Below are 21,681 nucleotides of genomic sequence, written 5' to 3'. Positions count from 1 at the left end.
TTAGGGGGCATGAAAGGAGAGACATGAATAAAAATATTGAAATTTCAGGAATAGGTATTGATTATCCAAGTTATGGAAAAGTAGATTACGATAGTTTACGAAAGTATTACCAAGATAAAAAAATAAGAATAAAAAGTTTGATGAAAATATTGGGTAAAAATGGACGGTTTACTGGAAACAATAGTGATGAATATTATAAATTGATGGAAAATGCTTCAAAAGAATCTATAAAAGCAGCTGGGATTAATATTAATGATTTAGATATGATCGTTGTAGCTACGGATACTCCGGAATATTTATCACCAACAAATGCACTTAGAATAACTAATATTTTGCAAGCCAAAAATGTGAAGGTAGCATTTGATATGAATGCCAATTGTGCAGCAGGAATTATTTCGCTAGATCAAGTAAGTAGTTATATGAAAGAAAATACAACCATAAATAATGCTTTAGTAATTTGTGCATTTATGGGAAGCTATGTTTTTACTTCTGAAAATCCAATTTCATATTGCACTTTTTCCGATGGTGTTTCTGCTATCGTTTTGAAAAAGGCAGAAAGTTCATACGGTATTATAGATACTAACTATGTAACAGATAGCTCTTATATGGAGATGGATGTTATTCCGGCTAGTGGATTCTCAGAAATCTTGAGGAATGAAAAAAGACATGATGAAGATTTAAAATTGGGAATGGATCAAGGACTAGATATATCTTTTATACCTGAAATATGGTCCAAACAATTAGAAAATTTATTTGCAAAAAATAAATTGACTCCTGAAGAAATATCGCAATATATTTTTTCACAATTTTCTTTGTATCATATAAAGAGTACTATACAGAAATTACATCTTTCTAGCGAACACTACACATATGTTGGAGATAAATACGGATATACTGGTGAATGTAGTCCAATATTTGCATTATACGATGCAAAAAAATCCAGGAAAATTAAAACAGGAGACTATATTGTTTTGTGCGGTATAGGCGCCGGATATACTAGTGCAGCCATGTTATATAGAGTGGGAAAGGATGATTTAAATATATTATGAAAGTAGGAGATTTTTTACAAGAAAAATTTAGAGATATGGGATTTGAAGAAGAAATGTCGCAAGAAACAATTCTGGATTTGAATCTTACCTCGCTTGAAAAAGTGGATTTGCTTCTATCAATTCAAGAAGAATACGGTATAGAAGTAAAACTATCAGAACTTGATAATATGTCTTTTAAGATCTTAGATGAGTACATATCCAGGAGAATTAAGTATGAAAGTAATTGAAAAAAATCTATGTAAATATCTTTTAGAAAACAAAAAGGATTCTAGTAAAGTTGCTTTATATTATGGAAATACAGAATATACATATAGAGAAATATATTACCAAGTGGATACATATGGAGAATATTTAAGAACAAGGTTATCCTTAGGTAGTAAAATAATTATACATATTAAAGATCAGCCCCAAAGTATATTTCTATTTTTAGGGGCAATCAAAGTGGGGATACATCCTATCATTTTGAACAGAAATCATAATATTGAAAATATTATGGACACGCTGGAACGTGAAAAAATAAAGCTAGTTATATGTGATTACAATAAGAATAATGATATAAGATTTATTCATATAGATAATTTAACATTAAACTATGAGAAGACTTCAGCAGAATTCTGGGCATATGAAACAAAAGTCTTTTCGATTTTTTCATCCGGAAGTAGTGGAAAGCCAAAACTAATCTCACATAGCTTTGATGACGTATTAACATGTATTAAAAGTTCTGATGAAAATATAATGCATGTTCAGGAATCAGATGTATTTTATTCGCAATCAAGTTTAGCCTTTGCTTACGGTATTGTAAGTTCGATTTTCATTCCATTTGCTTTTGGCGCTTCTACTATTGTTAATACTAATGGTGATGTTTTTGAAATTGTTAGAACAGTTCAGGAAAAGAAACCGACGCTTTTTTTTGCAGTCCCGATTATATATAAAAATTTAATCAGAATGGCGAAGATCAGTGATTTAGATTTCAGTTCAGTTAGAGTATTTCTATCAGCTGGAGAGCTTATGCCTCCAAAGATAATAACTGAATGGGAATTTATATTTAAGAAAACAATTCTGCAGGGTATAGGCAGTACAGAACTCTTATATTTATATATTTCAAACACTCTATGCGAGAATAAAGCAGGAAGTTTGGGAAAAGTATTAAAAGGATATAACGTAGAAATTAGAGACGAAAATGGCAAAAAAATTTTAGGCCCAGATAAAATTGGGGAGTTAAGTGTTTCGGGCAATAGTTTAAGTACTGATATTATTGATTCGAATGAAGTATTTATTGAAAACGAGCATGTTTGGCTAAAAACAGGAGATTTAGTAAAAATAGATTCGGAGAATTTTTACTGGTATATGGGAAGAGTTTCTGATAGTTTTAAAATAAATGGCAGTTGGGTTGACTCAAATAAAATTGCTAATATTTTAAACAAGCATCCTAAAGTAAAGGAGGCTGTAATTTCTGGAAAGCTTTCTAAAGATGAACCAACAAAAATAGTTGCGTATATTGAGGAAGAAAAATACATTAGTGAATGCGATATAAAAGAACTTAAAGCAATGGTATCAAAATCTTTGGGAAGAGAATTTATTCCATATATGTTCTATATAGTAAATGAACTTCCAAGGAATGCTAATGGAAAAATAGATCGGAAAAAGTTACTGGTAGAAATTAATGATACCAGAGCATATTGAGAGGACAAAATAATATGGAAAAAAAGGTTGCAATTATCGGGATGGGAAATGTAGGATCTACTATTGCATATACTGTGCTTTTAAAGAATGTTTGTAGCAGGTTGATTGTTACTGATAAGAATGAAAAACTTTCACATGCTCAATTGCTAGACTTGCAGCATGCTGCTGTTTTAATGAATCGAGATATTCTTATAGAAGAAAAGAAATATTCAGAATTTGGAGATGTTGATTTGGTCGTTTTTACAGCAGCAGCACCTTTAAAGTTAGGACAAACCAGATTGGATATGTTTGAGACATCGAAAAACATAGTGCAGGATGTTATTCCCCAAATTATGTCATCTGGATTTAATGGCATCGTATTGGTTGTTACAAACCCTGTCGATCTTGTATCATATCTGGTATACAAGTACTCTGGACTACCATGTGAACGAGTAATAGGAACCGGCACATTTTTAGACACACTACGATTAAAAAAAGAATTGGCAGAGACATTTAAGGTGAGCATAGCTGATGTATCAACGTATGTAGTTGGTGAACATGGTGACTCCCAAGTGATTAGTTGGAGCAACACAAAGATTAGAGGTAAATTAGTTGATGAAATAGCAGTAGAAAACCAGGAGATTGAAAAGCTAAAAATTCGAATAGAGGATACTGTAAAACAAGTTGGGTGGGATATTGCCAATTATAAAAAGGCTACAACGTTTGGAATTGCCAATGTTACTGCTGAAATTATAGAAAGCATTTTCAATAATACAAATAAAGAAATTACCTTATCAGTATTAAATGGTAATACATATAGTAGTGTACCTGTTTTAGTTGGAGGAACGGGAATTCAAAGACAGTTAGAGATGGAGTATTCTCAACATGAATTATATAAAATTAAAAAATCAAAAGAGACAATAAAAAAGCATTTGCTAATCGAATGAAGATTATTCATTGACAATTCTCATAAATTGGAGTATGATATTTGTAATTGTTAATACCTATGCGTATTTTAAATCTATCAATGTTTTATAAATTCCAACAACATAATGATAAAACATTGATAGATTTCTAAGTATACGCATCAAAAGAGAAAAATATCTATTAAAGAAAGGAAAGAGGGGATGTTTAATTGAGCTGATAACATAGATTAATGTAAGTGTATATACTGAAATGTATAATCTTTGCAATTAATGGTGAAAATGGAGACTATATTACTATGAAGGATCAATTAATAAAAGAGAACTCTAAAGAGGCCTTTAATGAGCAGGCATATTCATATGATTATGATATAAAAGGCAGACATGCACGCACAATGTATCCAGAGATACTAAATTATTTAAGTTCAATTACATATAGTAATTTTTTGGATTTGGGATGTGGTACTGGTGAAATGATTAAAATTATTCTAGCTAGTGATAAGAAAAAAAAGGCGTCTGGAATTGATATTTCTCCGAAAATGATTGAAGTCGCAAAGAAGAAACTGCCACAAGCTGTAGATTTAAGAATTGGTGACAGCGAAAATCTACCATATCCAAATGAGTTTTTTGATGTGGTGTATTGTAATGATTCATTTCATCACTATCCTAATCCGGATAATGTAATATCAGAAGTTTTCCGAGTTTTAAAAAAAGAAGGAATCTTCATTATTTGCGACTGCTGGCAACCATATTTGGGACGTATAATAATGAACATTTACATGAAGCACAGTAAAGAGGGAGATGTAAAAATATATTCTAAAAAAGAAATGGAGACAATGCTAAGAACAAAATTTAAAATAGTAACATGGAAAAAATTGAATAATACATCATGCTTTTGTATAGCTCAAAAGGAGAGGAGGAAAAATGGCTAAAATTAGGATAACAAAAGAACCAGAAGAAAGGAGAAAAGAAATATTAAATGCCGCTATAAAAGTATTTTCTGAAAAAGGTTATGAAAAAACTTCTATAACAGATATTGCGAAGTCTATAGATATAGCGCAAGGTCTATGTTATAGGTATTTTTCTTCTAAAGAGGAATTGTTTGACGCTGCACTTGAAGAATATTCGGACATTCTTATAGGAAATATGATGAAGGAATTTACTGGACAAGAACAAAATTTATCCGAAGTAATCAATAAAATAGCAACTTCTTATGAATGTGACACAGATGTACATTATAGTCTTTTTCATGGTGAACATAATAGAAAGCTTCATGATCAGCTTTTACTACGCGTTTGTGAAAAGTTATCTCCTGTAGTCAAGAAGTATTTGCAAGATGCAGTTGCCACTAATCAAATAGAAATACCAGACGTAGCTGCAGCTACTTCATTTTGTGTTTATGGTCAGCTGGGAATTCTTTTAGATAGAAATATTTTAGAAACGGAAAAAACGGAAAAAATAAAATCATTTTTAAAATTTATTTTAAAAATTTAAACTTTTATTTAAATAATGATTTATAGTTATAAAATGAATGAGTTTCATTCATTACAGGAGAGGCAGTATGAATACAAAAATTGATTTTATAAATGGAGATACAAAAAAAAGTTTTGCAGCTATGGCTATCCCTATGATCTTGGCTATGTACTTAAATATGGCATATAACATTGTAGATAGTTTATGGATCGGAAATTTACTAGGAGAGTCTGCATATGCTGCATTAACGAATTCTACTCCCGTTATTTTACTTTTAACATCAATAGGGATGGGAGCTACGAATGCAATTACGATTTCAATTTCACAGGCGTTGGGAAAAAAAGATTTAAAGAAAGTAAATACTGTAATTTCAACTTCTTTAGTTATTTCAATACTATTTGCAATTTGTATAACTATTATTTTGGAAATTTTTTTGAAAAAAATACTTATATCTTTAAATACACCTAGAGAAATATTGGAAATGGCATATCAGTACTTAAGTATTTATATAGTGGGATACTTAGCTGTGTATTTATTTTTATATTTTACAGCTGTTTTAAGGAGCTTTGGAAATTCTATGTTTCAAGCGATAGCTATTTTAGTATCAACTGGATTAAATGCTATTCTAGATCCAATATTTATTAATTTATTAGGATTTCGTGGGGCTGCTATAGCGACAGTATTGTCACAAACTATTTGTTTGTTCTTTATGATTATATATATTTCTAGAAAAAAATATTTTAAAGTATATATAAAATTATGTGATAAAGAAGTACTATTAGACATCGTGAAAAAAGCTATTCCCTCAATCATCCAGCAGAGTATTCCCGCAATAAGTACAACTTTTTTGACCGCTTTAGTAAGTTCATATAGCATTGCAGCCATCGCAGGATATGGAATTATAGGCAAGTTAGAAACTGTTCTTTTATACCCAGCAATGGGGTTAAATATGGTGCTCACAGCAATTATAGGTCAATGTATAGGTGGGAAGAGAGTTGACAGAGCAAGAAATTATCTAAAATGTTCTATTATTTATGGCGTTTTGGGATTGGCAGTTTTATCAATTATATTTGTGGTTTCTGCAAGGCCGTTATCCAGATTGTTTCTTGATAGTGCAAATGCATCAAAACTTGTTTCCCAGTATTTTATGATTGTTGGATTTGGATATGTATTAAACACAATTACAAATATTTATTTAGGGGCTTTAAATGGAATGGGAAAACCATCTATAAGCATGCTACTTATGATAATTTATTATATAGCTGTTAGAATGCCACTAGCATTTATTTTATCATCATTCACTCCGTTAGGATTAAGCGGAATCTGGCTGGCAGTATTAATTAGCCATATTATTGCATGTTTGGTAGCAACAATAACAGGAATCCATCGCATAAGATTTCTATCCATATAACTATAGAATTATCGAGGAACAAACTTATGTTTAATCAACAAAAAAAATGTATTTCTAGGAGTAACACATATTATGTTATAAAGTATAGCCTGATAGGTATAATACTAAATATATGTTTGTTCTCCATAAAATTTGTTGCTGGATTGTATGCTAATTCTATTACAATAATAGGTGATGGAATAAATAACCTATCGGATATAGGAACTACTATAGTTTCCTGCGTCGGAATACTATTGGCAGGTTTTGGTGCAGGAGAGCATCATCCATTTGGACATGGACGAATTGAATGGATATGTGGCTTGTTTTCATCGTTTTGTATAATGTATATAGGGATAGAATTATTTAAAGTGTCATGGAGTTTTTTGTTTCAACCAAAAGATTTAAAATATTCTAATTTAATAGTTTTATTACTAATAATTTCAATATTAACAAAAATATATATTTTTTTGTTTAATTCAAAGATTAGTAAAAAGTATGAATTAGTATCATTGAAAGCTGTTGCTGTTGATTCATTAAGTGATGCTGCGTCAACAGGGGCAGTTTTAGTTGCTTATCTAACACAAAATTATTTTAAATGGAATATTGATGGATTTTTAGGAATAATTGTGGCTGTTCTAGTTATAAAAAGTGGAGCAAAGATTTGCATTGATATTTTGGGAAGAATACTTGGTCGAAAAGCGGATAAAAGAAGGTATGAGGTAATTAGGCAGATTGTATTCAAATATCCAATAGTAATTAATTGTTATGATATTATGATTCACGATTATGGACTAAATAATATGATTATTAATTTAAGTATATTAGTAAAAGAATATGACGATGTTACAAATACGTTATCACAGCAGATTCAATATGATATATATACTAAATTAGGATTTTTTAGTACTGTCCATGAAGAAAAAGCAACTGAAGATATTACTCGGTCAGATCAACTTTATGAATTGATTATTGAAAGAATAAAAACATATGGCATTGAACTAAAGATAAATAATTATAGAATGTTAACTGGGAAATATGTAGTATTTGATTTGATTTTACCCACAACCAATTTGGCGCATAAAGACGAAATTATAAATTCGATAAGAAATGATATAGAAAAATTTGATCCAGAGATTAAAGCAATTGTATATTGTAAAATTTCTAACAATTATAGGACACTTTTTTATAAAATACAGAAACAATAGTTAAGATATATCATAGAAGATAAATTATGTTCGTCAACTAGAAAGTGAGCCATTCGCTGACTTGATTTTGAGCCACCCAGTGATGGCCAGAAAGTGAGTCACCTTTACTTCCTGGCTTCTTTGGTTTTGGTCAGCCGATACGATTCTCCGTTCATATCTAGCACATAGGACTGAAAAGTCAGACGGTCGATCATAGCGGCTACCATGGCTGTGTTCTCAAAAAAGGTTATCCATTCAGAGAATGGCAGATTTGTTGTTACTATAATGCTGTCGCGCTCGCTCCTGTCAGCAATGATCTTAAACAGGAGTTCTGGCTAGTAGCGGTCAAAACTGACATACCCCATTTCGTCCAGTATCAGAAGATCTGCCTTCTGGATTCGTTTTTCCAGTTTGCCAAGGGAATAGTTATCCCGAGCTTCGGAAAGTTCCGTTGACAGGGAGTATGCATTTTTGAACAGAAAGGACATTCCCATGGAGCACGCTTTCAGCTCCAGACCGATTGCCATATGCGTTTTTCACCGGCCTGGATTCCCCAACATTGTGATATTTCTGCGGTCCTTGATAAACTTACAGCTTGAGAGTTCGTTTAAGAAGAGTTCATTTATGGAACCACTGTAGAGTTACAGATCCAGTTCTTCCAATGTTTTGGTAAATGGAAATCCCGCTCTCTTGAGGCGGCGCAGGTTTTGATTTTCCTGCCTTTGCTCATACTCTGTTTCCATTAATGAAAGCAGGATCTCACTGATATCAGAATCAGGAGAAAGCTGACGGAGTGCTTCTTTATAGGTGGTAAAGGTTGGGATCTTAAGCAGCTTCGCATACATCCGGATTTGATCTTCAATTACTGTTGTGCTCATTTGCTGTTCACCTCCTCTCTGAGACTCAGTTGGTCGTATTGTCGGAGGTCAACCGAAAGGATCTTTACCGGATCCTGGATCTGGGGCTTTGTGATGTCAACGAAATCGTGAAAAATGCTCATCATTCTGGAATAATTGCTGTTGTTTTTTCGAAGTTCCTCCAGAACTTCCGGCGGAACATTCTGCTTCACAGGCGCTGCGTCAGGGATCGCCCGCCGCCGTTCTTCAAGAAGCGGCATATAGTGTTCCAGATGGTAAATACTCTGATGTTTCCCGTAACACCGGGTATGTACTGCAATCAATACTCCTTTATAGTAGATTTCTACTGTTTCGGGATATCCTTTGATCCCTACCATTCTGCCAGTATATTGAACCGGAACGGAATAACTGTTCGTCCGAAACCTGGCAGTGGAAAAAGCATTCACTCTGACGTTTGCGCTTTTGGCAGTTTCAAATCTGTACCCGGGGAGAGGATGGAATTCAGCCATCATTACTCCAACTTTATCGGGTTTGCCCTTAATCTGATGTGCTTCATATTTCATGCAGCGTTCCAAAAGTAGTGTATTCAGTTCGGAAATATCAGGAGCGTAGGGAACAGGAACAAGAATGTTTCTGCGGGCCCATCCCACTGATCCTTCTACAAGTCCTTTTTCATGTCCTTCAGCAGGATTACAGAAAAGGGCGGAAAAACTGTAGTGAGCCGCAAGAGCAGTATATCCTTTCTGCGCCTGTGCATGTTTCCCAAATCCCTCTTTTACAGCAACTTTACAATTGTCGAAGATAACCTTATGAGGAACGCCTCTCAGGATATCAAAAGTACGAACGAATGCATCCAGAAAACTTTCTTCATTCTGATGACGATAGGCAAGTACAACTGGTCTGCAGCTGTAACAAAGCCGCGCACAGAAAAGATCGATCACAGTTTTCTGACCGTTGAGATAAACTGTAGCTTCACCCCAGTCCACCTGCATTGCCTTGCCAGGTTCAAACTGAAGAGGAATAAATGCTTTAGGCTTGCATTCCTTTAGTTCATGGACTTTTGCACGGACTGTAGATTCCCCACCTGTAAATCCGGTTTCTTCAACAAGCCGGTCATAGATACGTTTTGCGGTATGCTTTTGCTTTTTAAGACCTTGACGGGAATCTTCCTCAAGGCAGTTTTGTATAAATCGGACTACGTCTGGTGTAAGAATCGTCGATTCACGGTCAGGCGTTTTCCGTTCCCAGGGGACAGTATTCCCTTCACAGTATTTTTAACGGTATTCCTGGACATGCCCATCGTTTTTGCGATATGTCTCTGACTTTCAACAGCAAGGAAACGTCTGCGAATTTCATCGTAATCTTGCATTGTGATAACCACCTTATTTCCCTCCGAATAAAAAGACTTTTATTCAGAGTACTTTTTAAGTGGCTCACTTTTAGATTAGCATTTATAGACAAATAGATTTAGAAGAAAATGGATGATACAAAGTATGACTGAAAATTATAGAAGGTTAGAATTAAATCTTAAAAGTAATACAAAAGAATTTATAAAAATTATTAATTATGTAAAAGGGAGACTGCCAAACGAAAAAGCAGAAACAAAGGAAGACAAAATTGATTTAGATGAGTTTAGTTTTGAAGTAGTCAATATGGCATCTAAAGTATTTGAAAACAAGGAGTTGGTTCTACATGTTACAATCACCAGAAAAGTTCTCCCTACAATATACAGTGATTACATCACTTTAAAGTATATTTTTTCAAAGATTTTGATGATGTGTGTGAAAGGTGCAAAGAATGGAACCATAGTAACTTTATCAATTAGAAAAAAAAGAAATTACTGCATTTATGAATTTATATATCGGAATGGAGAAAAAAACAGTATAAATGATAAATGGAAGGAATGGCTATGCTCGATTGTAGAAGATAACAAAGGCACTCTTACAATAAAAGAAAAAAAGAACACATATACATTTATCTGTTTAATCTTATGAACAATAATACCGGAGGAGTAGGTGATAAATCTGTACCTCCGGTATTTTTATTCATCATATGACTCAATAATTTTGCCTATTATTTCTGCTAAAACTTCCAGTTTAGCTTGTGGACAGCTTTCTAAAATGTTATTAAACACTTGTTTACTAGCTTTCGAACCATTTCCAAAAAGAAGATAGTCGGTTGATATTTCCAGAATTTGAGATAAAAGTACCAGATTCTTTAAGGATACTCCACGTGCGCCACTTTCTATATCATCCATGAATTTTGAAGTAATACCTAATTTTTCTGCAAGCTCCTTTTTGGAAATAAGCAGTTCTTCTCTACGTTTCCGAATCCTTGAGCCAAATGACAATAAATCTAATGTATGCATATAACTCCTCCAACTTGTTTAATTATATTTTACGTAGAGATATTCTGAAATAAACTATTAGCGTTGAATATTAGAACTAAAAGTTGTATAGTTAAAGAAATAGCTAAAAGGAGCATACATATAATGCAAAATTACATGGACATGATAATAGAAGAGCTTTCTGATTACGAAATAGAACTATTTTACGACCGAACAAATATGGAACTATATGGCAAAAAAGTAAACCAAAACTATGAGTTGATTACAAATTTGATCAAAGAATTATATGGAGAAAAGGCTAGAGAGCGGATATATATTAGGATGCACGGATACAAAAATTGGATTATAATAAGAATCGTTGGGGAATGGAATTTGTCAGAGGTAAAGATTGCTGATATACAAAAGAAGTGTTTGAAAATTAATAAGGAAACAATAATTACATTCTCAAGAAACGATAAAAATTTTTCTATTATTGTGACTTGCTAATCGTCATTTATACAATAATCTCGTAGTTTGTCCATTCTTATTGAAATTAAATGACTAATTAAATATAATTAACATGTAACAACTTATATGGATAGAGACGGAGGTTATCGTATGAATATGAAAGAAAAAGTTGCAAAAGTTATTGCAAAAACATCATATAAGGTTGCTGAAAAGAATGCCAACACAGCTTGTGTTTTTCTGCATGGACAACCCCAAATGCCAGAAAGCGTAAAGAAATTAAACAAAACAGAGAAAGAGAAATGTGAATAACAGAGTTACCAAGTTTCTATTAGAAACAAATGTAATTACTTCTGATGAGATCGAGATTTATCAATATGGCTTTGATCTTATTGTAAAAATAATAATTCATACGTTTCTAATTTTAATAATTGGTTTCCTTTTCGGACATTTCTTAGAAATGGTTTCTTTCCTAGTCACATATGCTTGGCTACGTGAGTATGCAGGAGGATATCATGCAAGGACGTCAAAAGGATGTTACTATTGTACCATACTCGTTACTATATTTGTGCTTGTGATGTTCTTTATATTTCGGCAGCTAAATGTTGGATTGATCTGTATATGTATGCTGATCAGTGGAATTGTTATATGGAGAGGATCTCCGCAAGAAGCGCCTACTAAACCACTATCAGAAAAAGAAAAAGTAATTTATAGAAAAAAAACACGATCCATTTTGCTCTGCTTAGCAGTTATCTTTGGAATTGGATGCGTCTTAAGCAGAGAGGTTGCGGTTGGAATTGTCTGTTCCTGGATAGTTCAGATGGCAATGTTGTTTTTTGGAAGATACTTTGCAAAAAAATATACGGTATAGTTAAAAAAGAATCTGCTGAAAGGATTCTTTTTTTATTGTATGATTGTAAGTGGAGAATAAAATGATAAAGGAGATAGGAGGCATACAGGATGATAAAGATTGCTGTGTGTGATGATGAAAAACAGGTCCGTCTCAGATTATTGACAATTATCCAACAATACTTCAGTGAAATTAAACGAGAAGTATGGGTTGCCGGATTCAAAAGAGGACAAGAACTTTTAAGTGCAAAAGTAAGATTTGATATCATTTTTCTTGATATAGAAATGCCAGAACTAAATGGCATTGAAACTGCAAAAAAGCTAAGAAAGTGGGATGTTACTAGTAAAATTATTTATGTAACAAATTATGACCACTATCAAAGAAATGCATACGAAGTACATGCTTTTGATTATATAAGTAAACCCATTAAAGACACAGATATTTTTAAAACATTGGGCGAAGCAGTACGCTATTTAGATAATGCAATCGAAAAGCAAAAATGTGTATTTGAGACAGAAGAAGGATTAGTAACTATTGAAATAGAGGATATTTATTACTTTGAATATTCGTGTAGAAGAGTTATTATTCATACTACTCAAGGAAATTACTTTGCGTCATATAGTCTGAAAGAACTATATGAAAAGTTTAAAAAATATAACTTTGAATCGCCACATAAAAGCTTTATTGTAAATTTGTTATATTTAAAAAGAATTAAGGGTTTTGATATACTTCTAGAGAATAATGATATAGTGCCCTTGGCACAAAAACGAGCGGTAGACTTTAAAAATAAATTTAATGATTTTTTACAGTCTACATTTGACAGAATTTAAGAAAGGGGACATTTGGTGGTGTATATGCTTCATATTATCGGACTGATATGTTCTTGTTCTGTTACAGATTTTGTTTTTTTTAGGATAATGGATGCTATATATGAGAGAAAATATCCGGAAAAGAAGGGCGTTTATATTTTATCATTCTTTGGATGTTTCCTATTGCATATGATGATATCATATCTAAACATACCTGCATTGAATTTAGGGTATTCAATGGCTGCATTGGGGTTTATATCTTTCATCCTATACAAGCCATGTGGAAAAAATATTTTTATGAATTCAGCAATGGTAATCATATATATGGCTATTGTTGATGTTTGTGTGACCATTGCTTTTTCATTTTTTGTAAATGGCAGTACCTATGCAGTGTTAATGCACCCAAAATCATATTTACTTTCAAGTGTCGGAAATGCGATTGTTGTAATTTGTACAAATAGTTTATTCATACAAATTTTACAGCATTGCCAAGTTAGCGGTATCTCAAAAATATTGCATTTATATATGATGTTTTTAATGATATTTGAATTTGGTATCATCCTTCTTTTTCTCAAAATCGATACAAACCCAAACAGTAACATAGCTCTTTTACATTTATGTATAGGGTTTGTTATTTTGGATGCTGGTATTTTATATTTATACAAAAAGATATCTGAAAAGGCAAAATATGAGCAAAGAAGCGTATTAATAGAACAACAGTTGGAAATGACAGCAAAGTATTATGAAGATCTCCAAGAAAACTATGAGAAGACACAAAAAGCATTGCATGATATGAAGAAACATATCCAGACAATAAATGAACTAGAGCAAGTTGATAAAAAAACTCAAAATGAATACGCAGAAGAATTTATTAACTCTATTGAAAATATCCGACCACAATTTGTTTGTAGTGACAGGATTTTATGTTCAATTATATGGAACAAGATTGAAAGTTGCGAACGCTATGGAATTAAATTTGATATTAGTATGCAGGATATAATATTTGACTTTATGAATAAGCCAGAGGTGACGGCGCTTTTTGCAAATCTGCTTGATAATGGTATCGAAGCATGTCTCGCATCAGACAAAGAAAAAAAGGAAATTTTTCTTAGAATACACAGCTTTAAAGATTATATAGTAATAAAGATGAAAAATACGGTTGGTACCCGCCCGAAATTAAAAAATAAGAAATTAGTTTCGACAAAACTTGGTCATTTAGGATTAGGAATATCTATTATGGAAGAAATTGCGGAAAAGTATTGGGGAAATATAAATTATGAGTATTCTGAGGAATATTTTGAGACTAAAATTATTTTATTAGCTGGAAATAAAGAATAAACAGATTTAGGGCGATAGATGCAAACTCTCTTTTAAAGATGAAACTTATTGGGAAAATATTATATGGATAAACGAATATTAATTTTGACAGGAGAAAAATCGAATACAAAGGGAACTTTTATATGGAAGCATATAGAGAGTCTGAAAAATATAAACGATTTTATTTGGGAAATAGGAGTAGAAAAAGAATATGATTATCTTTTATGCATCCTTGAAGTACCGGCAAGTGTTCAGGAAATAAGGTATTTCGCTTTATCTGTTAAGAAGTTCTATTCTTTACCTATTTGTGTTTTTGAGAAGAATATTATTGAGAGTTACCCTGGAGAAAAATTGAGAATTATAGGAATGATTGACATTCTGATCAAAAGATCATTTGCAAAAAAAGAATTTTTCCTTCTAATTGATCGGGTTCTTGACCTAGAGGATAAAAAAGAAACAATGCCAGCAGAAAAAAAGGTTGAAGCAATTGGAGAAGATGGGGTCATTAAGATATATCCTTATAAAAGGAAACTATATATTAATGAGAATAGAGTCAATCTAACAAGAAAAGAATTCGATATTTTCTATTATCTTTTTCAAAAAAAGGGAGATGTAGTATCGCATAAAGAGTTATATGAAAGAGTTTGGAAACAGGAATATATTCATGATGATATGAACATTATGGCTCATATACACCGTCTTAGAGGAAAAATTGAGAAAGATCCGAAGAATCCACGATACATTTGTAATCAGTATGGTGTTGGATATTATTTCTGTAATATGTTACAAAAATAGTCAAAAAATGTAGTTGTTACTAGAGCGTGTTTGAAAATTGCTGCAAATTAGTCATTTTAACCAAATTAAAACAGAAGCAAGACATATGAATCCTAAATAGGTGAATGCATATTTATCATACCGGGTTGCAATTCTTCGAAATTCTTTTAATTTGAGAAATAATTTCTCAACTAAATGACGTTCCTTATATAGCCACCAGTCACAGTGACGTTCAAATTTTGCATTCTTTTTTGATGGGATTGTTGGTTCTGCACCGTGTGTATAGATATAATCAATCAGCTCATCGCTATTATATCCACGGTCTGCAAGAACATTACAGCCCTCCAAATGAACATGCTTTAATACGGGGATCGCAAGATTACAATCGTTACGCTGTCCTTCGATGAGCATCAGGTAGATCGGATAGCCGTAAGAATCCACTACCGCATGTATTTTGGTGCTTGCACCACCTCGGCTGTGTCCAATTTCACTTGGAGTCCCCCTTTTTTTGCTCCAGCACTATGTTGATGGGCTTGAACGATGGTAGAGTCTATAGATAAATCTCCCAATTCTGCTTCCAGACTTAACACCCGAAAGATATTATCCAAAATTCCATCCTCTATCCATTTGCGAAAACGGCTATATACACTTGTCCAAGGCCCATATCGTTCCGGAAGGTCCCTCCACGCAGCACCCACCGCTGCGTGCAAGCCAGATCATTGCATTAAGCATCAAACGATTGTCTTTCGAAGTGGTTTTCCGGTATTTTCAGGAGGAAGTAGCAAAGCAATCTGTTCCCATTCCTGATCAGTTAATTCATAACGTCTTGACATATGAAAGCCCCCTTTTTCTTTATTCTATCATGAAAATGGGATAGAAACACATGCTTTATAAAATTTTTAATTTTCAAACACGCTCTAGGGAAAAGTAAACATAATAGTGAGCCACTAAAGGGATAGGAGAGTAGAATAGAAGATATTTTAAGATGAAATTGAAGATATAATTTATTATACATTTAATAGAACCAATAAGATTTTTTTGGTTAAGCAAATAGGATAAGAACGGTGCAAAATGCATTGCTCCGTTTTTGAATATAATAATGCGGAATTTGGAACAACACAGCAGATGAGAGATACTTTTCTATAATTGGAAATGTTTATTCGAATTAATAATAACCACTTATTACGAATTTGATGGTTAAAATAAGAAAAGGCAACAATAATTATATCGTCATGACTTAAGAGAAAGAGAATAAGGAGCTATAAAATGAAAAGAAAAAAGTTTATTATTTTGTCTTTAATAGTTGCAATACTTTCACTTTCAAGTTGTGAGCAGAAGCGTGTAGAAGGAGAACCTGATGTTATTAGTAGTATGAAAACAAATCAAGATGAACGACTGATTATTATTGCAAATCGAAATCAAATTAATAATAAAGAGGACTTTGCAGAATATCTCATCAAAAAATGTAAAGAAAATACTTTCAAGACTATTAAATTTTCTATAGATTATGGATATGCTACTAGTCTGTACCTTTCAGTATACTTGTGGGAAGATCAGGTAAATGGTCGGGAACCAGTAATGGTAGTGGAATACTTACCTGATGAATGGGGACAGGAATATGATATTTTTCATGATCCAGAAAAGTTTCAGATGTATATTGATGGAAAATTAACAAATACTTCCTAACATTTTTATGGAAGCAGAGAAAATTCTATCGCAATAGAATAGACGAGGCTGTTATATATATAGAAGAGTAATCATCTAGGAATCTATAGACCATCTTTTATATCCTAAACTTGTATAATTCAAAATAAAATACAAGTCCAATAATTTTGTAATCTGTAATTGTAACGAAAAGATTTATGAAATGGTACTGTCCTATTTGTGTTATCTTTTGGAAAAGGAAGATGTTATATGTGATATGTAGAATCTTATTTGTATTATTCCTCCTTCAAGAGCCACAATATTTGTAAATATTTGGATGGAGAATATCAGGTAATATATAAATCAATATCAAAAATAATGAAAACCAGTCAGATGTTGGAAAATATATATGCTTTATATATTATAGAAATGACAAATTTTACACAAACGAGTGAAACGTTGATTAATAAAATCCGTCAGAACTCTAATTCCCCGATTTTTTTTGTTTCTAAAGCTAATTTAGCAGAAAAGCAAAAGCGCGAGGCGGTTTATGCGTTTGAAAGTGGTGCAGATGATTATCTTGGTTTTCCGTTAGATGTAGAAAAAATAGTGATAAGATTAAGGGCATTAATTAGAATGCAAGAGCGTATTCATGAGCAAATAAATATTTGGCATTTTCAAGGGTTGAAAATTATTTTGGAAAGTAGACAAGTTTTTTATGGGAGGACAGAAATAGTATTAACGAAAATAGAATTTGACATCATATGTTTTCTGGCACAACAAAATGGTCGGGTGGTTACCTATAAAGAACTATACGAAGCTGTTTGGAATAAAGAATATCTTCAGGATGATGGAAATATTATGGCACACATACACCGGATTCGCCAGAAGATAGAAAGAGATATAAAAAAACCGGAATATATACAGAATGTGTATGGTGTCGGATACCGCTTTGGGGAATTTCCTCAATAGGTCTCTTAGAATATTTTTCAAAGATGGTGGATAAATGGCTGACTTTGGCTTATCCATCTATAACATTTTGTACTTTAACAAACACTAAATTGTATGAATACATATTGACTGCCACTATATGTTGTGTTACTATAAAAATGAAATTTGTATTTGTATTCATCAAAAGATGGGTAGTGTATTTTGGTTTCGGAAAAGTCCGGAAGTGAATTATGAGGAATTTAAGATTCCTGTCTGTCACAAGCAATATAAGTGAGGCATTTAGAATGAAGAAATTCTAAGTGCCTTTTTTGTGTTTTGTATGCGGTTAGGATGAAGACAAGTACAGATGAAAGAAAAGGATAAGGAGGTGTAAAGAAAAATTGAAAGAAAGGAGGATACGAATAAAGTGAATACGAATAAAATACGATACCGATGACAAAGCGTTTAGAAAGAAGTTTCTAAGCGCTTTTTTTAACAGGAAATGAAGGAGGATATACATGAACAAATCAATTATGATGGGAAGACTGGTAAGAGATCCGGAGATTAATTACACAACAAAGAAAGATGGGGATGAATTTGTTGTAGCAAACTTCCGTATTGCCGTAGATAGAAAATACAGTGACGAAACCGATTTTTTTCCATGTACGGCATTCGGCTGGCTGGCAGAATTCGTAGAAAAGTATCTGTATCAGGGTATTAAAATCGTAATCACCGGAAGAATGGAAAACAATAATTACACCAACAAGGATGGGGATAAAGTTTACGGTGTAAGACTCTGCTGTGATGAGATTGAATTTGCCGAAAGTAAGAACAGTCAGGACGACGATGAAGATGATTCCAAAAGTAGGAGCAGAAGTAATAAGAGCAGACAGAGTTCATCAAGAGGAAGGAAGAGTTCAGGAAGCCAGCGCTCATCAAAAAGCAGTTCGGGTAGATCAGGCAGAAATTCCAATTATTCTTCCGGAAAGAGCAGCCGCAGTAGTAGCCAAAGAGGTCGGTCATCCAGAAATGATGATGTGGATGAGCAGTTTGATGATATGGATTACGAAGAATTTGATTAAAGCATCCTGGGGGATTTCCCCCGGGAAGAAAGAGGTAGTTTATGGAAAAGCTAAAGAGGTTGGCAGAAAAATATAAATGGCTTTGTATTCTTACAGGTGGGATTGGATTTTTTCTATCCCCTTTTTTATGGCCGTTTTTTCTTATGATTATTTTCCAGTCTTTAAGTCTTGCGGCGCCCATCATAGTAGCAGCGTTTATTATAAAAACTGTACGGGAGGAAAAAAAAGATGAACAGAAGAGTAACAATGGAAGTAACCAGACCGAAAGCACAGATTTTGATACCTCAAAAGATGTATCAGACAGGAGAGATTCAGCGTATCAGAAAGATGAGAAGGCAGATTTATCGGAAAGATACCAAAAAGAAGGAATGCAGCCGCTAAAGGAACCTAGTATACAGCATGAGAAAAGTGAGGAGGAATGCAAGGCGGTTGTCTGGTATCAGATGGAGGGGCAGGAAAGAATCCAGAACCTGAAGGCAAAATTAGAAAAAACAGGTATCTGGAGATTTTCCATCACTCCGGAAGGTGTCTGCTGTGTGCCGGAAGGAAAATATTTTCGAAGAGTGGGGATGTTGCGGGCATTCCCGGCTCACGAGACAAAGATATTAATCCAGTACTTACATAAAGATCATATCCATGCTGTAAAAAAAGGAAAATATCTATGGTTATCGTGGGGAAAGGAGCGTAAGTAAATGATACATGCAAAATCCATTGAACGAATATTTTATAATGCCGGGAATGGTTATACTGTTGCCGCTTACCAAACAGAAGAGGAATTACCGAAAAAAATTGTCCGTTCTCATCCGGGAAACACCGGATATTTTCAGGCAGTTGGGATTGAACTTCCGACCGGTGACGGTGTAGAGGTTGAACTGGACGGTGACTGGAAAGAGACAAAGTATGGCATGCAATTGGACGTTTCATCGTTTCGCATCTGTATTCCCGAAACAACGGAGGGAATCAAAGCTTATCTTGCATCTGACATGATCAAGGGGATTGGCCCGGTAACAGCGGAACGCATTGTTGAGAAATTTGGAAAGAAAACATTGTACATTATGGAAAATGTGCCAGAGAAGCTACTGGAGGTTTCAGGGATTACCGAGAGCAGGCTGGAAACAATCATGGAGGGGTATCAGAAGAGCCGGCAGTTGAGAGAATTGATGGTTTATCTGGCGCCTTTTGGTGTGACCTCGAACAAGTTAATGCGGATACAGGAGCATTTTGGAAACAATGCTTATCCAATTATTAAGAAAAATCCGTTCCGATTGTGTGAAATTAAAGGATTTGGTTTTTTGACGGTAGATCCGATTGCCAGAAAAGCGAAAAACTTTAAAGCAGATAATCCGGAACGCATCAAAGCAGCAATTTTGTATGTGCTTCAGCGTGCCGCTGATGAGGAAGGACATCTGTTTTTGAAAAGTGAAGAAATTGTAGAACGGTCTGCCGAGCTTTTAAATCATGCAAAAGACAGACAGAAAGTTTCGGAACGTATAATTAAGGATATTGGGAATGAAATGATACGTAAGGATCAGACATTGATTGGAAATGGTGGTGGAATCTATACCAAACGAAATTTTGAAGTGGAAATGGGAGCTGCGGCAGAGTTGATGCGGCTTTTAAAGCGAAAGAGGAAGAAAGTGGATATAGAGCCTCTTCTGCAGCAGATTACAGCCGAAGAAGGAATTACATTAAGTAAAACACAGGAGCAGGCAGTACGCCAAGTGTTCCAGTATCCGGTATCTATCATCACCGGAGGGCCGGGAACCGGAAAGACAACTTTGATTCGCATTATCATCCGAATTCAGGAAAAATTAAACAAAGATTCTTTAATTTTGCTTTGTGCGCCGACCGGGCGTGCAAGAAGGCGTATGTATGAAAAAACTGGATTTCCGGCAATGACCATGCAGAAAGCAGTGGGGATTCCTTCAGAGAATGAGGACGAGGAGGAATCGTGGCATGCCGGTAAACTGGAAGATGATTTTATCATAGCAGACGAGTTTGGCATGTGTGATATGTATCTGGCAGACCGATTTTTCTCAGCCATAAAAAAGGATGCAACCCTTGTTATGATAGGAGACAAAGATCAGCTTGGCAGCGTGGGACCAGGAAATGTATTTCATGAGATGATCATTTCAGGGATGATTCCGACTACCATTCTCGATTCCTGTTTTCGTCAAGAGGAAGGAAGTACGATCGTGGAAAATGCAGTACGCATCAATCGGAAGCAGACAAAGCTCATATATGATGATACCTTTGAATTCTATTCAGCGAATGCGCCGGAAGATGCTTCAGAGATCATACGTGATTTGTATGAGGATTACTGGAAAACACATGGGAAACAGACTGATGATATACAGGTACTTTCACCATTGAAAAAGAATACTGCGGCAGGTTCCGACGCACTCAATGAGATGTTGCGGGAAGTGGTTAATCCAAAACGGCGTGGACGGAAAGAAATAAAGAACGGAGGACGTCTTTACCGAGAGGGAGATAAGGTCATGCAGACAGAAAACAGAGATGATATTTCAAACGGTGATCTTGGCGAAGTTGTGAGCATTTTTAAGAAGGAGGGAAAGACGGTGATGCGCGTAGACTTTGGAGATGATCGGCTTGTGGAATTCTCTGATGATGATTACTGGCCGCTGGTTCATGGGTATGCAATGTCGGTGCATAAATCTCAAGGAAATGAGTGCCCTGTTGTTATAATCCCTATGCTGGGGTGCTTTTGGCGCATGTTACAGAGAAATATTTTTTACACTGGAATCACACGTGCAACAAAAAAGGTGATTATTGTAGGAAGTAAACGGGCAGTTGCTCAAGCTATCCGAAATAATACAACGGCTAAACGTAATACACTTTTCGGAATGCGTTTAAAACAGGTAGGAAAAGAATTATTGAATGCATATGAACAGCGTAGTGCATAAATCATAAAAATTATTATAAAAT

The 21,681-nt window shown here is 34.0% G+C and carries 25 protein-coding genes and 2 pseudogenes; 21 read left to right on the top strand and 6 right to left on the bottom strand.

What is annotated here, in order from left to right:
• The first annotated feature begins 23 nt into the window (after window positions 1–23).
• From PGY05_RS09910 to PGY05_RS09875, 8 genes are all read left to right on the top strand, one after another.
• Complete coding sequence (locus PGY05_RS09910) at window positions 24–1,049, top strand: 3-oxoacyl-[acyl-carrier-protein] synthase III C-terminal domain-containing protein (RefSeq protein ID WP_270475789.1); 1,026 nt, start codon at window positions 24–26, stop codon at window positions 1,047–1,049.
• Window positions 1,046–1,276 carry an acyl carrier protein gene (locus PGY05_RS09905; protein ID WP_270475788.1) on the top strand — a complete coding sequence of 77 codons (231 nt, stop codon included), beginning with the start codon at window positions 1,046–1,048 and terminating at the stop codon, window positions 1,274–1,276. The genes PGY05_RS09910 and PGY05_RS09905 overlap by 4 nt, the downstream gene beginning before the upstream one ends.
• Entirely contained in the window at window positions 1,263–2,732 is a 1,470-nt protein-coding gene (locus PGY05_RS09900) for an AMP-binding protein (RefSeq protein WP_270475787.1), read from the top strand. Before PGY05_RS09905 ends, PGY05_RS09900 begins: the two co-directional genes overlap by 14 nt.
• 14 nt (window positions 2,733–2,746) lie before the next feature.
• Window positions 2,747–3,658, top strand: a complete 912-nt coding sequence (locus PGY05_RS09895) for a lactate/malate family dehydrogenase (protein WP_270475786.1) — start codon at window positions 2,747–2,749, stop codon at window positions 3,656–3,658.
• A gap of 275 nt (window positions 3,659–3,933) precedes the next feature.
• The gene (locus PGY05_RS09890) at window positions 3,934–4,566 is read left to right on the top strand and encodes a class I SAM-dependent methyltransferase (RefSeq protein WP_270475785.1); all 633 of its coding nucleotides are present in this window, start codon (window positions 3,934–3,936) and stop codon (window positions 4,564–4,566) included.
• Window positions 4,559–5,128, top strand: coding sequence for a TetR/AcrR family transcriptional regulator (locus PGY05_RS09885; RefSeq protein ID WP_270475784.1), 570 nt, complete (start codon window positions 4,559–4,561; stop codon window positions 5,126–5,128). The genes PGY05_RS09890 and PGY05_RS09885 overlap by 8 nt, the downstream gene beginning before the upstream one ends.
• A gap of 67 nt (window positions 5,129–5,195) precedes the next feature.
• Entirely contained in the window at window positions 5,196–6,518 is a 1,323-nt protein-coding gene (locus PGY05_RS09880) for an MATE family efflux transporter (RefSeq protein WP_270475783.1), read from the top strand.
• Between the two features lie 26 nt (window positions 6,519–6,544).
• Entirely contained in the window at window positions 6,545–7,702 is a 1,158-nt protein-coding gene (locus tag PGY05_RS09875; RefSeq protein WP_270475782.1) for a cation diffusion facilitator family transporter, read from the top strand.
• 104 nt (window positions 7,703–7,806) lie between these two features.
• Here PGY05_RS09875 and PGY05_RS09870 read toward each other — a convergent pair.
• From PGY05_RS09870 to istA, 3 genes and pseudogenes are all read right to left on the bottom strand, one after another.
• Window positions 7,807–8,208 (bottom strand): annotated as a pseudogene (locus tag PGY05_RS09870) (ATP-binding protein).
• 114 nt (window positions 8,209–8,322) lie between these two features.
• Complete coding sequence (locus PGY05_RS09865; protein ID WP_270475781.1) at window positions 8,323–8,559, bottom strand: hypothetical protein; 237 nt, start codon at window positions 8,557–8,559, stop codon at window positions 8,323–8,325.
• Window positions 8,556–9,752: an IS21 family transposase gene (gene istA, locus PGY05_RS09860; protein WP_270475844.1), complete on the bottom strand. Its 1,197-nt coding sequence runs from the start codon at window positions 9,750–9,752 to the stop codon at window positions 8,556–8,558. The genes PGY05_RS09865 and istA overlap by 4 nt, the downstream gene beginning before the upstream one ends.
• 279 nt (window positions 9,753–10,031) lie before the next feature.
• Between istA and PGY05_RS09855 the strand changes: the two genes are divergently transcribed.
• On the top strand, window positions 10,032–10,532 hold the full coding sequence (locus tag PGY05_RS09855) for a hypothetical protein (RefSeq protein ID WP_270475780.1): 501 nt from the start codon (window positions 10,032–10,034) through the stop codon (window positions 10,530–10,532).
• Between the two features lie 47 nt (window positions 10,533–10,579).
• Here PGY05_RS09855 and PGY05_RS09850 read toward each other — a convergent pair whose 3' ends face one another.
• Window positions 10,580–10,906, bottom strand: coding sequence for a helix-turn-helix domain-containing protein (locus PGY05_RS09850; protein ID WP_270475779.1), 327 nt, complete (start codon window positions 10,904–10,906; stop codon window positions 10,580–10,582).
• A gap of 123 nt (window positions 10,907–11,029) precedes the next feature.
• Between PGY05_RS09850 and PGY05_RS09845 the strand changes: the two genes are divergently transcribed.
• From PGY05_RS09845 to PGY05_RS09820, 6 genes are all read left to right on the top strand, one after another.
• Window positions 11,030–11,371, top strand: a complete 342-nt coding sequence (locus PGY05_RS09845; RefSeq protein WP_270475778.1) for a hypothetical protein — start codon at window positions 11,030–11,032, stop codon at window positions 11,369–11,371.
• Between the two features lie 111 nt (window positions 11,372–11,482).
• On the top strand, window positions 11,483–11,641 hold the full coding sequence (locus tag PGY05_RS09840; protein ID WP_270475777.1) for a cyclic lactone autoinducer peptide: 159 nt from the start codon (window positions 11,483–11,485) through the stop codon (window positions 11,639–11,641).
• Entirely contained in the window at window positions 11,634–12,200 is a 567-nt protein-coding gene (locus tag PGY05_RS09835) for an accessory gene regulator ArgB-like protein (RefSeq protein WP_270475776.1), read from the top strand. Before PGY05_RS09840 ends, PGY05_RS09835 begins: the two co-directional genes overlap by 8 nt.
• An 89-nt stretch (window positions 12,201–12,289) precedes the next feature.
• Window positions 12,290–13,009, top strand: coding sequence for a LytR/AlgR family response regulator transcription factor (locus PGY05_RS09830; RefSeq protein WP_270475775.1), 720 nt, complete (start codon window positions 12,290–12,292; stop codon window positions 13,007–13,009).
• 24 nt (window positions 13,010–13,033) lie between these two features.
• Complete coding sequence (locus tag PGY05_RS09825; RefSeq protein ID WP_270475774.1) at window positions 13,034–14,326, top strand: sensor histidine kinase; 1,293 nt, start codon at window positions 13,034–13,036, stop codon at window positions 14,324–14,326.
• A gap of 63 nt (window positions 14,327–14,389) precedes the next feature.
• The gene (locus tag PGY05_RS09820; RefSeq protein WP_270475773.1) at window positions 14,390–15,100 is read left to right on the top strand and encodes a winged helix-turn-helix domain-containing protein; all 711 of its coding nucleotides are present in this window, start codon (window positions 14,390–14,392) and stop codon (window positions 15,098–15,100) included.
• A 51-nt stretch (window positions 15,101–15,151) separates the two neighbouring features.
• Here PGY05_RS09820 and PGY05_RS09815 read toward each other — a convergent pair.
• Together PGY05_RS09815 and PGY05_RS16790 are read right to left on the bottom strand one after the other, a co-directional pair.
• Window positions 15,152–15,574, bottom strand: a pseudogene (locus PGY05_RS09815) (IS5 family transposase); the annotation flags it as partial.
• The gene (locus PGY05_RS16790) at window positions 15,520–15,777 is read right to left on the bottom strand and encodes a transposase (protein ID WP_270475840.1); all 258 of its coding nucleotides are present in this window, start codon (window positions 15,775–15,777) and stop codon (window positions 15,520–15,522) included. The gene PGY05_RS16790 and the pseudogene PGY05_RS09815, both read right to left, overlap by 55 nt.
• Window positions 15,778–16,345: 568 nt before the next feature.
• Between PGY05_RS16790 and PGY05_RS09805 the strand changes: the two genes are divergently transcribed.
• The 6 genes from PGY05_RS09805 (at window position 16,346) to recD2 (ending at window position 21,659) form a co-directional block, all read left to right on the top strand.
• Window positions 16,346–16,765 carry a hypothetical protein gene (locus PGY05_RS09805; protein WP_270475772.1) on the top strand — a complete coding sequence of 140 codons (420 nt, stop codon included), beginning with the start codon at window positions 16,346–16,348 and terminating at the stop codon, window positions 16,763–16,765.
• A gap of 336 nt (window positions 16,766–17,101) precedes the next feature.
• The gene (locus PGY05_RS09800; RefSeq protein WP_270475771.1) at window positions 17,102–17,695 is read left to right on the top strand and encodes a response regulator transcription factor; all 594 of its coding nucleotides are present in this window, start codon (window positions 17,102–17,104) and stop codon (window positions 17,693–17,695) included.
• Window positions 17,696–18,171: 476 nt separating this feature from the next.
• A complete protein-coding gene (locus tag PGY05_RS09795) occupies window positions 18,172–18,735 on the top strand; it encodes a single-stranded DNA-binding protein (RefSeq protein WP_117989119.1) in 564 nt (187 codons plus the stop codon).
• Between the two features lie 228 nt (window positions 18,736–18,963).
• Complete coding sequence (locus PGY05_RS09790; RefSeq protein ID WP_270475769.1) at window positions 18,964–19,116, top strand: hypothetical protein; 153 nt, start codon at window positions 18,964–18,966, stop codon at window positions 19,114–19,116.
• Entirely contained in the window at window positions 19,104–19,427 is a 324-nt protein-coding gene (locus PGY05_RS09785) for a hypothetical protein (RefSeq protein WP_270475768.1), read from the top strand. The genes PGY05_RS09790 and PGY05_RS09785 overlap by 13 nt, the downstream gene beginning before the upstream one ends.
• Window positions 19,428–21,659 (top strand): SF1B family DNA helicase RecD2, encoded by a 2,232-nt coding sequence (gene recD2, locus PGY05_RS09780; RefSeq protein ID WP_117500920.1) that lies wholly within the window; start codon window positions 19,428–19,430, stop codon window positions 21,657–21,659.
• Window positions 21,660–21,681 lie beyond the last annotated feature (22 nt).

The organism is Coprococcus sp. AF51-11b1 (assembly GCF_027682785.1).
GTDB lineage: Bacteria > Bacillota > Clostridia > Lachnospirales > Lachnospiraceae > Allocoprococcus > Allocoprococcus comes.
Note: the sequence above shows the minus strand (reverse complement) of the source record. Positions and strands in the feature narration are given on the sequence as shown.